Origin of the sequence: Variovorax sp. LG9.2 (assembly GCF_035018885.1) — a bacterium.
Lineage (GTDB): Bacteria > Pseudomonadota > Gammaproteobacteria > Burkholderiales > Burkholderiaceae_C > Variovorax.
The window spans coordinates 192121-207484 of sequence record NZ_JASJXB010000006.1 but is presented as its reverse complement, the minus strand read 5'-3'; the positions used below and the strand labels follow the sequence as shown (position 1 = coordinate 207484).

The following is a 15364-nucleotide window of genomic DNA, read 5'->3' as shown; positions in this document are numbered from 1 at the left end:
CTCCCGCTCGCTTATCGACCTGCTTGCGCGGTCAGGTCGACGGTCACTCGACGGTTCGGTTGCAGGCACTTGGTCAGCGCAGCCGTTGCTTCGGAGCCGGTGCAAACCATCACCGGCTCCGCCTCGCCTCGGCCTTCGGTCGTGATGAGCTTGCCATCCAGCCCGTTTTGAATCAGCAAGGCGCGCACGGTGTCTGCGCGCTTCTTCGACAGCGGCAGGTTGTACGCCGCGGTGCCCAAACGGTCGGCATGACCGATCACTTTAATGCCGACGATGCTGACGAAACCGCTGCGAATTTCATTCGCGAGCCGTTCGATCTTGGCTTTACCTTCAGGCAGCAAATCCTTCATGTCCGAGCGATCGAACCGGAACAGGCCGTCGGCACCGATCGACACGCGATGCGTTTCGATAGCGCCGGGACCAGGTCGTGCCACGACGACTTCCAGCGTAATTTCCGGGTTGGCCACTACGGGGAAGTAGGGCTTGGCGACGACGTTGCATGGACCTGCCGATCCGCCTTCAATCTCGCGACCGTTGAGCGAGCTGGCCAGGTAGGTCGGTACGGCGAAGTAGGACTCTGGTCCGTATTCGCCTGGCATGTAGCGCCTGCCGTACTGGTCGGCCCAGGCACACCCGCCATCTTCAGGCGTCTGCACCCACATGGCCGCTTGCAGCGTCGGCAAGATGCTTGGCGCAGCAGGCAGTGGCCGCGGAATACGCAGCGATGTCGGGGGAAACTCGAAGGCCGCGCCAGGCGTTGCAGGAGGTGCCGGCGGCGCGACGGCGAGCACCTGCTTGTAACGGACGTGGGGTGCGCTGCCGATGCCGGTGCCCGGCACGTAGCTCCTACCACCGGTGTCCGCCTGATAGCTCTGGTTCCATTGCTCGAAGGGTTGCGCTTCGGACAGCGTCACGCCGTTGGCCTGCAGGCCATTGAAGGCGACCTGGGTCGGCACCTGCGTGTAGCCTGCCGGCACTGCGCCGCCTGCGACTGCATAGATCGCCACGTTGCCGCTATTCGCATGGATGTTCAGGCCCGGCACGTTGTTGATGAACTGACCAGTGCCTGCAGCCCTGCCAGCCGTTTCGTCCGCGACGAGCGTCACGTTGCCATTGGCTGCCGTGATGCTGGTGCCGCCATTGAGCACGACGCTGTTGCCGGCCACGCCGATCAGGTCGCTGCCCGCATACAACGCGCCCGAAGTCGTCAGGTTTCCATTGTTCGTGCTGCCTGCAATCAGCGCCACATCGTTGTTGCCGCGAATGTAGCCAGCGTTGATGCTCGCCGTGCTGTCGATGGTCACGTCGTTGGCATCTTTCACCGAGTAGACACCGCTGCTCGTGGTGTTCAACAGCGTCACGTTCGAGCCCTTGGTCGTGTCGAAGCCGGATGCCGTGTTGAGCGTGCTGACCACAGCGACGATCGGGCTGGCTTGCGAGCCAGTCGCATAACCTGTGCCCAACGCTGCGTTGACCGTGGCGTTCATCGCGCCCAGGTTCACTGCGCCACCGGTGTCCGTCAGGTTGTACTGCTGCACACCCGTCGCAGGCGTCGTGATGGCCGCCGGGCCGGTGCGAACCGTCCATCCTCCTGCCACCACATTGCCGGTGTTGTTCACCAGGATCGCGTTGCCGGTCAGTTGCGCCACCGAGTAGCCGGTCGACTTGTTGCCCAGGTTCACGACGACATCCGTCACGCCCAGTGTGGTCAGCTGTGCCAGCACTGCAGGGCTCAGCACCGAGTGCAGATCGAAGTCCTTGCCGCTGCCGTAAGCGGTCACGGTGGCCGTGGTGCCGACGATCGCGAGTGCCGACGAATTGCCGGGCAGGGTGCCGATGACCGAGCCATTGAGCGTGACCAGACCGGCCGCATGAACGATACCGAGCGACGTGTCAATCGGCGCACCGTTCAGCGTGACGTTGCCGTTCGCGTTGAGGGTCGAGCCCGCCGTCATCGCGACGCCGGCGCTTTCGCTGGTGGCGGTGTAGTTGCCACCGGATAGGTTGGTGCCTGCAATATTCAGCGCAGTCCGATTGCGCAGATCGACGACACCGATGGTGGTGTCGCGCATGGTGTCGAACTCGGCATTGGCGGCCGTCAGGGTCGCCGCTGCGTTCTGCTGGATCAGGCCACCGGCGTTGATGCCGAAGTAGCCCGATGCACCGCTCGCGCCGGCCATATCCACCGCGCCGCGGTTCCAGAGCACGGCGTCGCCGGCGCTGGCCTTGGCCGTAAGCGTCAGCACGTTCAGGTTCAGGTCGTTGACGTTGTTGAAACCGGTCGCCGTGTTGTCGATGATGCCGCCACCGATTGCAGTGCCTGCTTGCAGATTGGCCACGTTGCCGATCACCTGTTCCTGACCCGCGCCGCCAAGACCGCTCGCGTTGACGATGCTGCCGCCCACGGCCGTGACGTTCACGGTGCCGGTGGTCTGTGCGTGCGTGCTCTTGGTGCTGTCGGTGCTGAGCGCGTTGAACACCACGTCTTGCGCACCCGTCAGGCTGATCGTGCCGCCGGTGGTGGTGCTGTCGAGATGCTGATCGATCGTCAGGTTGCCCGAGCGTGTTGCCACAGCGATGTTGCCGAAGGCGGGCGCCTTGCTGCCGACCGCCGTACTGCTCACGATGCCGGCACGCGTTAGCGGCGTGGTCGCGTTGTAAACGATGCCCCTAGTGCCGTCGAAAGTGATGTCGTTCACTTCGTTGTTGGTCTGAGGACCACCGACGATGAGCGCGCCGGTGTTGGTAACCGCGAATGTGCCCGTTGGCGTCTGGCCGCCAGCCAGCACGCCGGTGCGCGGTGTGCTGTCCTGCAGGCTGCCCGAAATGACGGCGACGTTGGTGTTGACGTTCACGCCGCCGCCTGCAACGAGCATCAGGTTGCCGGTGCCGGCTGTGCCGATGGTCTGGCTGGCCGTGATCATGTTGCCGGCAATCAACGTCGTCAGCTTGCCGGCGTTGTCGACCGGCACGGGCGCATTGATGTTCAGGTCGCGTGACGCTCCGATGGTCACGTTGCCTTGCGAAGCTAGCGTGCCGTTCGGTTCGACGTTGACGTCACGGTAGCCGAGCACCACGAGGTTGCCAGTGCCGGTCGAGACCTTGATTGCGCCATCGCGCACCAGGGCGCCGTTGCCGAAAGTCGTCGCTGCCGGGTTTGTGAAGATGTTCAGGTCGGCGGCATCGCCTTGCGCATAGCTCGGGCCTGCGGTCGCGTGGGCCGGTCCCGAGTAGATGCGCAGGTCACCGGTGTTGGTCGACAGCGTGCCCGTGCCGTAGCCGATGTCCCAGCCGTTGCCGCTGGCCGAGTTGTTGCCCGTGCCGGCTGCCAGCTGATTCAAGGTCGTCGGTCCGGTTTGCGTCCCGTTGAGCGTGTAGAACTGGCCCGACAAGTTGAGCGTCGTGTTGGTGCCGGCAACTGGGTTGCCGTAGTAATCGGCAGCCAGTGCGGCATTGACGGGAGTGTCGCCCGCCAGCGCGCCTGCCGTGCCGGTGGTCGCGATGGTCTGGTGCGCCGAGGTCGTGCCCGCACCCAGCGAGGTGTAGTTGGGGACGGTGCTGGCGGCGGCGGTCTGGTACCCGCCGACGACATAGTCCTGGAGCCCTGAACCGGACCACGGCGCGGCATTGATGCCCGCAAGTTGGGTGGGAATCGGCGCGCCCTCCTTGACCAGCACGGGCGTTGCAGTAGGGAGGAACGTGCCGACCGGAATGGGCTGGTACTGCTGCGCCAGCGGAAGTGGTGCGCCTAGTGCGTCGACGTTGCTGTAGTAGTACTGCAGCGCCGCACCGGCCGGCACGGTAAAGCCGCCGAGCGAGGCTTGCGTTGCGGTGCGGATCGGGTTGCCACTGGCCGTCACGGTATCGAAGTCGAAGCTGGGCAACGCGCCGGCCGTGCCGTACGAGACTTGCTGCCCGCGGGTCAGCGTCGTACCGACAGGGATGGCAACCCCGTTCAGGTCGAACAGGCCGGCGGGTGCCACCGTGTTGGCTTCGACCACCAGCACGCTCCGGAACACGGGCGTGATCAGGATCGGACCTGCGCTGCGCAGCGTGACGGCGCCTAGGCCGTCTCCACCGATTTCACCGTACACGCCGGTGTTGGTGTAGATCGAGTTGAGGTCTGCAACAACGGCGGTCGTTGCGCCTGGAGCGAGCGTTTTGCCATATTGCGCGTCTGCGTGGAAAGTGAGGCTGGCGCCGTTGGTGCGCGTCCAGTCGGTTGGCAAATCGATCTCGCCGCGGGCGTTGATCTCGATGTTGCCGGCTCCGGACGGAACTCGATCGAGCACTGTCAGGTTGTCCCTCTCATTGACCACCAACGTTGTTCCGGCCCCTGTAGAAGCGACGGACAAGACATTCGCGTCCATATTGACCGCGCTATCTTTCCCGGCGAGCAAGTAGAGGCTGTTGGGTGAGGTGATGGTGTGGTTGCCGGTTCGGATGCCTCCTCCACCGGCATCGATGCCGCCGTCGCTGTGGCCGAGCATCGTGTTGCCGTTGGTCGTCACGTCATTGAGCAGCACCACGTCATTGGTGGCGCTTGGCCGTTGCCTGATGATGAGTGGGGCGTAGCCCATCGCGGAGTAGGAGGCCGCTTGCACGACATTCAACGATTGCCCGTTCTCCATGAGCACCTCTGTGCCGTTGAAGCCGTTGATGCCGAAAGTCGGTATCGTGGGTGCTGTGGGGTCGGCGTAGCCGAAGGTCACGCCGCCGGCGCCAGTGGAACTCATGGCGCCGCTGTCGACGCCCGTGACCAGAGTGATGCCTGCACCCCCGCCCAGCTGTGGATTGATGCCAACCCGCAATACAGGATTATTTTCGAAAGTGAGCGTGCCCGTGTTGACGTCATTGTTGCCATCGCCGGCACCTGTGGTGTTGTTAACGCCCCCCGCTGACAATTGAACGCTGTATGACGTGATGTCCGAGCGAACCACGATTTTCGAGGCGCTGAGTTGCACCAGGCCGGGGAAGCTGATGTCGAATGCCATCCGGGAAATCGGGGAGTTCGCAGCGGTGGTAAGAGCGCCAAAACCGTGGACACCCATTGCGGCGCCTGCGGCACCGCCAGGGGTAATAGCGCCCAAGTTCAGGTCGGCGCGAGTTCCGCCAGCGCCAACCCCCGAATTGACCCAGATATACCTGCCACCGAGGTCGAGGTTTGCACCGCCGGGGCGGTTAAAAGTTCCTTCGTTATTGCCACTGCCGTCGCGGGTGGCAGTTTGCGTGCTGACCAATGTGGGATTGCCGGGAAAGTTGGGAGAGGCCGGCTGATCACTGAATGCCCCGGCGTTGATGGCAATCCATGCTGCATAGATTCCCGTAAACGCCATCGGAACCGCGACGTTTCGAGCGTTCACGTTGTATACGCCGCCAATGGTCTGGTAAGGCAGGGTGACATCGCGGAAGCCGTCCAAAGTGACATTCCCCAGCATCGTCGCGTCCCCCGGGCGTGTGACGAATGTCAGTCCGCTGGGCAGGTCGACACGTGCATCGATGCCAGCGGAGGTAGCCACGCCGGGCCCGCCTGGGTTGGCGCTGAACGGATTGCCCGCATAGTCGACGCCAGAGTACAAATACAGACTGCCTCCGCCTGTCAGCGTCGTCGTGGCGGGACTGTCGAAGCGCAACAAGCCCGGCTGGCTGGTCCACCCGCTACTGGTATAACTGTTGGCGACCACGCCCCCGGTATCGTATGCCGCCGCCGTCAAATTGAGCTGGGCGCCATCGCTCGACAGACTCTGGTTGACCTGGATATTGCGACCGGTCACGGTGATGCCGCGATTTTCATTGCCAGTCTGGTGGGTCGCGATCGCCTGGCTCAAGGTGACGTCGCGAAAGCCGTTCAAATCGAGTTCGCTGCGCACACCGCCCGCACCCACCAACTGAACAGTGCCCAGCAGATCGTTGCGATTCGCGCCCGCAAGACCTGAGGCGAGGTCAAGTAGGCCGAGGCCTGCGAAGGTCACATTGGGATTGAGGTTAATCAAGCCCTGCTGGTTTTGCCAGCCGTCCGCATTCAGATAGTTGTTGCTGGCGTCATAGTCAGCTGCATGCAGAACGGTTTGGGTGTCGCTGAGGTTGGCGGCCGATACATTGATCGTGCGAGCCTCCACTGCCAAGGCATTGCCAGCCCGGTTTGTGTCGAGGTTCACGGTGTCGAAACCGGCGATATTGACATTGCTGGGATTGCCAGGGACGTTGGTCGACATGGTCAAGTTGGTGCGGTTACCGCCAAGATCCTTGCCCGAGAGAAGAACGACCTGTCCGCTTGAGTTGACGTTGCCGGATCCGCCAAACCGAACCACGCCCGTGCCGTTTTTCCAATTGCTGACGTAGAGATCGCCGATGGAGTTCGAGAGAAAGGAAGTCAACGGATTGACAGCCGCAGCGGCCAATACGATCTGTCCCGCCTGCACGCCACTGTTGACATTGATATCGCGGCCGGCGGCGGCGAGTACCGCTCCAGCCGACACGTTGGCGTTGAAGTTCACATCGCGGTTCGCGAGGAAGAAAACACTGGGAGCGGCAGTGCCGGAATTGGCAATTGCCGCATTCACGTTGATGTCGTGATCGGCCTGCAGATTCAAAGTCGTATTGGCTGTCGAGTTCGCCAAGTCGATTGCATTGGCAATCGTGATGTCACCCACGCCGCCACTGCCGCCGCTGGTCTTGACCGTGACGCTGGCGGTTTGCAATGCAGTCGTCAGCGTGCCGATATTCAGGTTGGAACTGGTGGCCGGGTCATACGGGTTGGCGAAGGCGGTACTGTTCGCCGCATTGCTGATGGTGATGTCACTCGGGTCCAAAAGCAGTGTGCCGGTCTTTGCGCCCTCGCCACCGCGCAGGTCGGCCGTGCCATTGAACGCCAGCGTGCCCTTGCCCGACACTTCGGCGTCACCGCCGTTGCCGGTACCCGCGCCCTTGGCGCTGAGGTCGCCGTTGTAGCGTGTGGTGCCGTCGGCCCACACCACGACGCGGCCGCCGTTGCCTTGTGCCGTCGCGTCGGCGTTGAGCTTGACGCCCTGGTCGACGTAGGTGGCTTGCGCATTCGCGATGTCGCTTTCCTTGCCCTGGAATCCGCCACCGACGCGGATGCTGCCGCCCGCCGTGGTGCCCGATGCGTCGAGCGTCGTGTTGCCGAAGAGGCCGGTGTACGTTCCGGTCACGTCGATCTTGCCGCCCGTACCGTTTGCGTTGGTCGCGGTCAGGCCGGCGTCGTGCAGTTCGACCGTGCCCTGGCCGATGGCCACGATGCGAATCGAACCGTCGGCGTTGTTTTGCACACCCGTGGCGCGAATCGTGCCGCTGGTGTTGATGGCCAGTGCGCCCAGGTTGTTGTTGACCGCGGCCAACTGCACTTGTGCGGCCTGCAACGCGCCGGCACTGGTCAGTTCACCTGCATCGCCAGCATGCGGCGTCACGTTGAATGTGCCGTTCGACAGCGTCACATCGCTTGCCGCGACGAGGTTGATGGACGAGCCGGCCGTCAGGGCCGAACCTGCCGCCACGGTGAGCTTGGGCGCGATCAGCGTGATCGGGCCGCTGGCGCTTTCGATGCGGCCGAGCACGGTGATCTCACCGCCTTGCGCACCACTGAAGTTGAGCGCACCGCCCGCCATGAAGGCGCTGTCGCCGACGTTCTGGGTGCTGGCGACGAAGCCGCCATTCACGTTGACCAGCCCGTTGGCGCCGACGACGATGCCGTTCGGGTTGATCAAAAATACCTTGCCGTTGGCAAGCAGGCTGCCGTCGATCTGCGTCGGCAGGTTGCCGGTCACGCGATTGAGCAACGCGGCGTTGACGCCCGGTTGGTTGATCTGAACGGTCTGGCCGTTGCCGATGCCGAAACCTTGCCAGTTGATGATCGCGCGGTTGGTGGTCTGGTTGATGGTGGTGAGGTTGCCGCCACCGTTGATGGTGGCACCGCCATTGACGACTTGTCCGCCGAAGGGCGCCGCCATGGCACCGCTGCAGAGAAGACCGACTGCCAATGCGATCGCGGCGATGCGAACGATGCCGCCACCGCCTTCGGTGCTGCCACTGGCGCCCTTGGTGTGCGACGTGGCGGTTTCGCTGACGGCGACGAACTGGCCGCGGGCCTTGCTGAAAATGACGCGATGGATGTGCTTGTTCATGATCTTGGTCTCAATAAATTTGGGGGGTGTTCAGAAGGCGACCTGCAAAGAGCCGTTCCACAGCCACTTGCGGTCGTTGTCCATGCCGAAGTGGCGGCGCGCGATGTCGAAGCGCAAGAACGAGTGCTTCGACGTTTCGACGCGGAACCCCACGCCATGCGAGACCAGGTTGAACTGGCTGCCCGTCTTGTTCAGGTCGGCGTTGTATTCCCGCGTAGCGTTCCAGCTACGGCCGGCATCGAGGAATGCGAGCGCGTACCAGAAGGCGGTTTGGTTGCCGAGCGTGAAGCTCTGGCGCGGGCTTTGAAGCTCCAGTGAGCCGGTGATGCCGGCGTCGGCGGTCAGCGTGTCGTTGTAGTAGCCGCGTACGCCGCCCATGCCGGAGAGCGTCATGCGTTCGCTCGAGATAAGCGGCTTGCGTGCCAGTTGGCCATTGAGGGTGGCGCCTATCGACCAGTCGCCCGGTAATGCGAAGCTGCGGTTGTAGTTGCCGTTCAGGCGCCAGTAGCTCGAGCTCGCATTGGTGCGCGATGCGTCGAAGGTTCGATCGTCATTGCGATCGACCACACCACCAGGCGACAGCGTCAGCCGCGTGTAGATCTGGCTCGCGCCCATGCTGTCTTGCCAGGCACCGCGCCACGCGGCGTAGCCCTGCAGTACCTTGGGTGCGACGTTGGAGACCTGCTCCTGGTTGAAGGCCAACGCGTTGCCGATTCGCTTGTATTCGGCGCCGAACGATGTCTCGCTCGCCATGTTCTTGCCCCAGTCGAGCCAGCCCGGCACGGTGAGTTGCGGCACCAGCCATTCGAGGCTCGCGATCTGGTTGTCGCCATTGGCGCGGAAGGCGCCTTGTTCGAGCAGCACATCGCTCTTCGACAAGTCCAGACGCGCGGTCAGGCGTTGCCTGTTCTCGAGCGGTATCTGGTAAGCCAGACTGTGGTTGTGGGATGCGCTGTAGTTGCCGGCGGTCGTTAGCGTGTAGTCGAACTCATGATCGAATTTGCCGAGAAAGTTGCCGACGTTGACGCCTGCGTGGTAGCGGCCCTGGCCGGTGACGCGCGTGCCGCCGTTGTCGGCGCCGACGAAGTAGCGCACCGGCTTGTCGTCTGCGGTGTTCAGCACCAGATCGGTGGTGCCCGCTGCGGTGCCGGGCTTGAACTCCGGTACGGCGGTGTAGTGCCAGCTGCTCTGGCTGTTGAGCTGTGCGAGGTCGTCTGCAATGACCTTCAGGTCGACCGGTTGACCGGCTTGCAGGCGAACGCGGCAAGAGAAGTCATTGGCGTCGTGGTGTTTCTGGCCGATCGCCGTCACATTGCCTAGCAGCGCGGGCCGTACGACGACGACAAGAATGCCATCGCTGGTGACTTGTTCCGGGAAGAACACATCGGCAAGGTAGCGGCCTTGCTCGTTGATGAGCTTGACCACTTCGGTTACAACGCCTTGCGTGAGCGCGGCGTCGACCGGGCGCCCGATGAAGTCAGTTACACGGGCGCGCAGCAAATCCGTTGGCAGGAGTTCAGTGGACACCGCGCTCTTCACGCGAGCGGCAGCTGCTTCGGTCGTTGCAACTTGAACCAGCTGGGCACGAAGCGCTTGCACTTCTCCGGCGGATTGCGTCGACATGGTGACCGCTGGCACCGCATCGGCGCTGGGCCGGCACAGAGCGCGTGCAGCTGCGGCAGTTGCCGTCGGTGAGCTCACCTCGGCACGTTCTTGCGTCACGAACAGCAGGCCACGCAGCACGGGTGCCTTGCGCGCAACTTGCGATGCAGCAGACTCGGCCGCTGCTTTCGTTTTGTCGGGGACGGCTTGCGCTTGTGCGCCCCCGGCGCAGGCCGCGGCCAGGCTCAAGGCCAGCAGGGATGAAGTTCCAAAAATATGCATGGTGGTTCTCGCTGAGAGTGGCGCTTGCCACGGTGTGTTGTTCGACGCATTCGTTGTGCGGTGTCGCAGTGTCTGGATGTATCGATCAATCAGCGCGTGAACTAATGCGGCCTCGGTGAGTGCTGGTGAGTGATTTCACAATTGCGACGAACTTCCGCTATGTGAACGGTGACTTATCTCCGTTTTGCGTTGAGTTGCCGATGCAAAAATGACTTTTATGCGCATTGCCCTTCTCGAAGACGACCCATCCCAGTTGGTTCACCTCGCCACCACACTGGAGATGCAGTTGAGCGAGCGCGGTCTTCCAGTGCGCTGCGTGATGTTCCAGTCCGGTCGTGCATTGCTTGAGGCCACACGCACCGATACCTTCGATCTCATGGTGCTCGACTGGTCCGTGCCAGACCTAGACGGCATGGCGCTGTTGCGGTTGGTGCGGCGTACCGGTGGCCTCACGATGCCCATCCTCATGCTCAGCTCACGCGGGCGCGAGCAGGAGGTGAGTGCGGCATTGGCCGAGGGCGCCGACGACTATGTGGTCAAGCCTTTTCGACCACACGAATTGAGTGCGCGGGTCTATCGACTGCTTGCGCCTTTCAGGACCAGCGAAAACGAAGGCCTGCAATGGGGTCGATGGACTTTCAACGTCGGAGCGGCGAGTGTGCAATACGCGGGTGCTGATGAACCGATCGAACTTCGTCCTTCGGAATCGAAACTGGCACTTGCACTGTTTCGACACTCTGGACGCGCGGTATCGCGTGACTATCTTCTCGAAGTCTGCGGACTGGCGGATGATCTTTCCGGGTTGCGCGCACTCGAAACCCGTATCTACCGTCTTCGCCAGAAACTGGCACTCAACCAGAAGAGCGACACGCGAATCCAGGCCGTCTACGGCATTGGCTATAGGCTCGACGTCGACGACTTCGTTGGGACGCCCGCTCTATGAATCGCGGCACCCTGATCGCGCTGCTGATGGCTGTCAGCGCAGCTTCCGCCGTCGCACAATCTTCGGTGTCTGAAAGGGTATCTGCAAAGACAGCAGACAAGACATCTGCCGGCATCCTTTCGAATGTCGTCGGTTCCGTCGAACTCGTGCACGAAGGTCGCATCGACCGCGTCAATGGCGGCGAGAAGATGCTTCCTGGTGATGTGTTGTCGACCGGCGCCAGTGCCTTCGCCATGCTGCGTTTCGAAGACGGAAGTCGCGCGCTGGTGCCGTCTGACAGTCGGGTGCAACTTCTGGTGTCGCAGCGTCGACATATGCGACTCAAACTCCTTGCAGGTCGCGTCGAGTCGCGCGTGACACCGGTTGCGCAGCGCGCCTACGAGATCGAGACGCGACGTGGTGTGCTCGGCGTACGCGGCACGCATTTCGTGGTTTGCGATGACGGCGACCGTATCACCCTGGATGTGATGCAAGGGGCTGTTTCTGCATTGACCACAGCACCTGCCGCGCAACCCGCGCTAGTGCTTGGCGGCTTTGGTGCAAAGCTCACGGCAGATTTCTCCGCGGAGACGCGGGCCTTGTTGGCGGCGCCCGTTTTCGAAGAACGCGACGGCGTACTCGTCGCGCGAGACACGCGTCGCGTGACTGCGCAGCCGGTATCCAACGCTTCGGCATACCAGCTTCAAGTCGCTAGCGACGATGGCTTCGAGCACTTGCTTTGGGAACTGCAGTCGCTGGCCCCGACGTTCACGTTGCCGCATCTGCCGGCTGGCTTCTATCACCTGCGCATGGCAGCGCTCGATGTCGATGGCTTCGAGGGACTACCAGGGCAAACATTGGCTTTCGTGCCGCGTGACAGCACGTTGACCAGCCGCGTCGATGTCGCAGCCGATGGGCGGCAAGTCCTGGCGTGGGAGCCGCGGCAGGCTGACCGCCGCTATGTGGTCGAGCTGGCACGCGACCCACAATTCAACTCGCTCGTGACGCGTCGTGCGGGAGTGAATGGCAATGGCCTCGTGCTTTCGGACCTGCCGCCCCGTCATTACTGGTGGCGCGTGGCGGAAGAGCAGGGCGGAGTAGCTTCGGCATTGATCGACTGGACAATCAACGAAGTCGATGTCGTTGCGCCGGCAAAACAGCCGCATCGCTCACCGGCCGCAACGGACAAACCCTAAAGCGCGTGGGCGCATGCATGGGCGCTGGCCCACGCCCACTGAAAGTTGTAGCCGCCCAACCAGCCAGTGACGTCGACCACTTCACCGATGAAATAGAGGCCGGGCTGTTTCGACTCCATGGTTTGCGAAGAAAGATCGCGTGTGTCGACGCCGCCTGCAGTGACCTCGGCCTTCTTGTATCCCTCGGTTCCGCTTGGCGTGATTTGCCAGCGTGCGATTCGCTGTGAAAGCTCTGCGATGGCCCGGTCAGGTGCCTCGTTGATCGGCCGTTGCAATGCGGCTTCCTGACCCACCCACGCATCTGCCAGACGCGAGGGCACCAGCGATGCAAGTTCGTTCACCGTGCGACGTTTGGAGCGCAACTTGGCATCGCCGAGTGCTACGGCGATGTCGACGCCCGGCGCGAAGTCGAGCGTGAGTGGCGCGCCCGGCTTCCAGTAGCTCGAAATTTGCAGCACGGCGGGGCCTGATAGCCCGCGGTGCGTGAAGAGCAGATCTTCGAGAAACGCGATGCGTTCTTTCTTGGTGCCGGTTTCGATGCGCACCGGCAATGCCAACCCGGCAAGTTCGGCGTACGGCGCCCACGCTTCGCCGCCAAAGGTCAGGGGCACCAACGCAGGTCGCGGTGTGACGACGCGGAGGCCGAATTGTGTGGCGAGTTGATAGCCGAAGTCGCTGGCGCCGATTTGCGGGATCGACAGTCCACCGGTGGCAACGACCACGCTGGCCGCGTCGATGGGCCCGCGATCCGTCTCGATGCGGTAGCGGTTTGCGTCGATGCCCTCGCTGCCGTCACTGCCTTGGCTGCGTTCGGCGACTTCTTGTACCTTGCAAGGCTGCCAACGCGTGACGCCACCCGCAGCGCATTCAGCCAACAGCATGTCGATGATCTGCTGCGAGGAGCCGTCGCAAAACAACTGCCCTTTATGCTTTTCGTGGAATGCAATGCCATGCCGCTGCACGAGATCGATGAACTGCTGCGGCGTATAGCGTGAAAGTGCCGAGCGACAAAAGTTGGGGTTGTCCCCGATGAAGTGGCGCTGCGGTGCACGTACGTCGAGATCGCGGTTGGTGAAATTGGCCCTGCCACCACCGGAGATGCGGATCTTTTCTGCCACGCGTTCGCTGTGGTCCAGCAGCAAGACTTTGAGCCCGCGTTGCCCTGCGACGCCGGCACAGAAAAGACCGGCTGCGCCAGCGCCGATGACGACGACGTCGAAGCGCGAGGCGCTCGGCGAACTCGATGCGCTCAACGGGTCGTCGCCCCATCGGCGGTGATCGTCGGCGGCGGGTTGTATTTGAGGTGACCGATGTACCGCAACGGCTTGCTCGACGCCACCGAGGGAACGTCCCCTTCGCGCATATGCAGCAAGTCGGCCGGGCTGACCCAACGCGGGTCTGTCGTCGTGATCGGCAGGCCAGCCTGGTTGTAGGCTTCCAGCACGAACTGCGAACAGAAGAACTGGTCGTTGCGACTGGCGCCGAGTTGCACCGTCGCGAAACCGCTGACGCAGAAGTTGCGAACGGCACCCGGAATCAACGGTAGCTCGCACACCCGGCGGTTCAGCACGAAAGGCGCGTCGAGCATCACGCCGACAGTGTTGTAGCGCGTGCCGACCTGCGAATGCGACCAGGCGCGCAGCTTGTCGACGTGCACACCGGTGACGCCTGGCAGGCGAAAGGCGACAACCATCTGCTCGTCGTCGACCAGCGCGTCGAGGCCGCGCTCTCGTACGCCCGTGCCGACAGCTTCGGCCACGACGCCGTCACCGAGATACAGCACCGCATGACTCACCGGCGAAAAGGTGCCGAGCCGGATACCGAACGAATTGACTGTGGCAACCGAGGTCAGGAGGATGTCGCCGGGTTGCAGCGCATCCGCCTTGATCAGCTCGCCTCCGTTGCCTGGCGCGATGGCCGAGTTCTGCATGCGCACGCGCAGGCCGGCTTCTTTGGTGGGCAGGTCGATCTGCGACGCGCAGGCGGAAAGGAGAAGAGCGGCTGCACCGACCGCAATCCATCGAGCGGGGCCCATCATCCCTTCCACACGAACGGGAACTTCAGCTGCTTGAAGAAGCCGTTCGGCACGTAGTCGCCCACCACGCCATATTGCTCCGGCCACAGCTTGGTGCTCTTCACGGCGGTACCGAAGAAGTAGTCGAGAAACGCATAGTGCGCCGCGTAGTTCTTGTCGATGGCCTCATCGTCCTGGGCGTGATGCCAGTGATGAAAATTGGGCGTGACGATGAGGTAGCGCAGTGGCCCCAGGCGCACGCTCACGTTGCAATGGTTGAACACCGCCTGGAAGCCGACGATGACGATGTATGCGTCGATCACTTCTTTTGAGAAGCCCAGCACGTAGATCGGTGCCAGCACCAGCGTGCGTGTGATCAACAACTCGAGGATGTGTTGCCGCGAGCCCGCCATCCAGTCCATGCTCTTCACGCTGTGATGCACCGCGTGCAGACGCCATAGCAGCGGCACCTCGTGATAGCTGCGGTGCGTCCAGTACTGGACCAGGTCGGCCACCAGCACGATCAGCAGCACGCCAGCCCAGAAGGGCAGGTTGGCGATCCAGCCGCGAAGGCCGTCGTTGGCAGCCCAGCCGAACAGCTTGTGCACCAGCAGGTTGGTTGCGAGCAGCACGAAGCCAACGATCATATGGTTCACCACGAAGTGGTGAAAGTCGGTCTGCCACTCTTCACGAAAGATCGGCTGGTCCTTGCGATGTGCGAATAACTTCTCGATGAAAATGAAGATCAAGGAGGAGCCGAGCAAATCGAGGATGAACCAGTCGAGCCCGATGTAGGGCGTGTGATCCGGAAAGTTGCTGTCGACCGGCACCTTGTTGCCGCCCAGCAGTGCGGCCGCGACGATCAACAAGAAGGCGCCCGACGACAGCCAGCGCGAGCGATTGAAGATGATGTTCACCAGCGCCATCCCACCTGAGATGACCATCGCCGCCAGCAGGATGAAGCGCATCACGTCGACGTTGTAGCTTTTGCGAAGCTCGGGCGTCGTGAGGTACTGCGGGAAGTGAAAAGCCAGCACGCCCAGAAAGCAAAGGATGCCCAGGCTCAGTGCAACGGTGCCTGTAACAAGGCCCCTGCCGCGCTGCAGTTGCCCGTGGCTTGCGGTGAATTCGTTCAGTTTTTCGAGCATCCCTACCCTCTTGGCATTGTTGTATGAGTGGCCGGGATTTTAGTTGGCCGACTTCTGTC

7 protein-coding genes are annotated in these 15364 nt (G+C 62.6%); 2 read left to right on the top strand and 5 right to left on the bottom strand.

Annotation, left to right across the window (positions count from 1 at the left end):
• Positions 1–11 precede the first annotated feature (11 nt).
• Together QN413_RS08790 and QN413_RS08785 are read right to left on the bottom strand one after the other, a co-directional pair.
• Complete coding sequence (locus tag QN413_RS08790; protein ID WP_323496230.1) at positions 12–8141, bottom strand: filamentous hemagglutinin N-terminal domain-containing protein; 8130 nt, start codon at positions 8139–8141, stop codon at positions 12–14.
• Between the two features lie 30 nt (positions 8142–8171).
• Positions 8172–10025 carry a ShlB/FhaC/HecB family hemolysin secretion/activation protein gene (locus tag QN413_RS08785; RefSeq protein WP_323496229.1) on the bottom strand — a complete coding sequence of 618 codons (1854 nt, stop codon included), beginning with the start codon at positions 10023–10025 and terminating at the stop codon, positions 8172–8174.
• A 217-nt stretch (positions 10026–10242) separates the two neighbouring features.
• Between QN413_RS08785 and QN413_RS08780 the strand changes: the two genes are divergently transcribed.
• A complete protein-coding gene (locus QN413_RS08780; RefSeq protein WP_323496228.1) occupies positions 10243–10968 on the top strand; it encodes a response regulator transcription factor in 726 nt (241 codons plus the stop codon).
• Complete coding sequence (locus tag QN413_RS08775; protein ID WP_323496227.1) at positions 10965–12143, top strand: FecR family protein; 1179 nt, start codon at positions 10965–10967, stop codon at positions 12141–12143. Before QN413_RS08780 ends, QN413_RS08775 begins: the two co-directional genes overlap by 4 nt.
• On the opposite strand, the gene QN413_RS08770 is transcribed toward QN413_RS08775, so the two are convergent.
• The 3 genes from QN413_RS08770 to QN413_RS08760 are packed head-to-tail and all read right to left on the bottom strand — an operon-like array spanning position 12140 to position 15305.
• The gene (locus QN413_RS08770) at positions 12140–13396 is read right to left on the bottom strand and encodes an NAD(P)/FAD-dependent oxidoreductase (RefSeq protein WP_323496226.1); all 1257 of its coding nucleotides are present in this window, start codon (positions 13394–13396) and stop codon (positions 12140–12142) included. The genes QN413_RS08775 and QN413_RS08770 overlap by 4 nt on opposite strands.
• Positions 13393–14178 carry a YaeF family permuted papain-like enzyme gene (locus QN413_RS08765; protein WP_323496225.1) on the bottom strand — a complete coding sequence of 262 codons (786 nt, stop codon included), beginning with the start codon at positions 14176–14178 and terminating at the stop codon, positions 13393–13395. Before QN413_RS08765 ends, QN413_RS08770 begins: the two co-directional genes overlap by 4 nt.
• A complete protein-coding gene (locus QN413_RS08760) occupies positions 14178–15305 on the bottom strand; it encodes a sterol desaturase family protein (RefSeq protein ID WP_187051324.1) in 1128 nt (375 codons plus the stop codon). The genes QN413_RS08765 and QN413_RS08760 overlap by 1 nt, the downstream gene beginning before the upstream one ends.
• Positions 15306–15364 lie beyond the last annotated feature (59 nt).

Coding starts and splice junctions, on each gene's coding strand:
- QN413_RS08780 (WP_323496228.1), top strand. CDS start 10,243: ATGCGCATTGCCCTTCTCGAAGACGACCCATCCCAGTTGGTTCACCTC.
- QN413_RS08785 (WP_323496229.1), bottom strand. CDS start 10,025: ATGCATATTTTTGGAACTTCATCCCTGCTGGCCTTGAGCCTGGCCGCG.
- QN413_RS08775 (WP_323496227.1), top strand. CDS start 10,965: ATGAATCGCGGCACCCTGATCGCGCTGCTGATGGCTGTCAGCGCAGCT.
- QN413_RS08765 (WP_323496225.1), bottom strand. CDS start 14,178: ATGGGCCCCGCTCGATGGATTGCGGTCGGTGCAGCCGCTCTTCTCCTT.
- QN413_RS08760 (WP_187051324.1), bottom strand. CDS start 15,305: ATGCTCGAAAAACTGAACGAATTCACCGCAAGCCACGGGCAACTGCAG.
- QN413_RS08790 (WP_323496230.1), bottom strand. CDS start 8,141: ATGAACAAGCACATCCATCGCGTCATTTTCAGCAAGGCCCGCGGCCAG.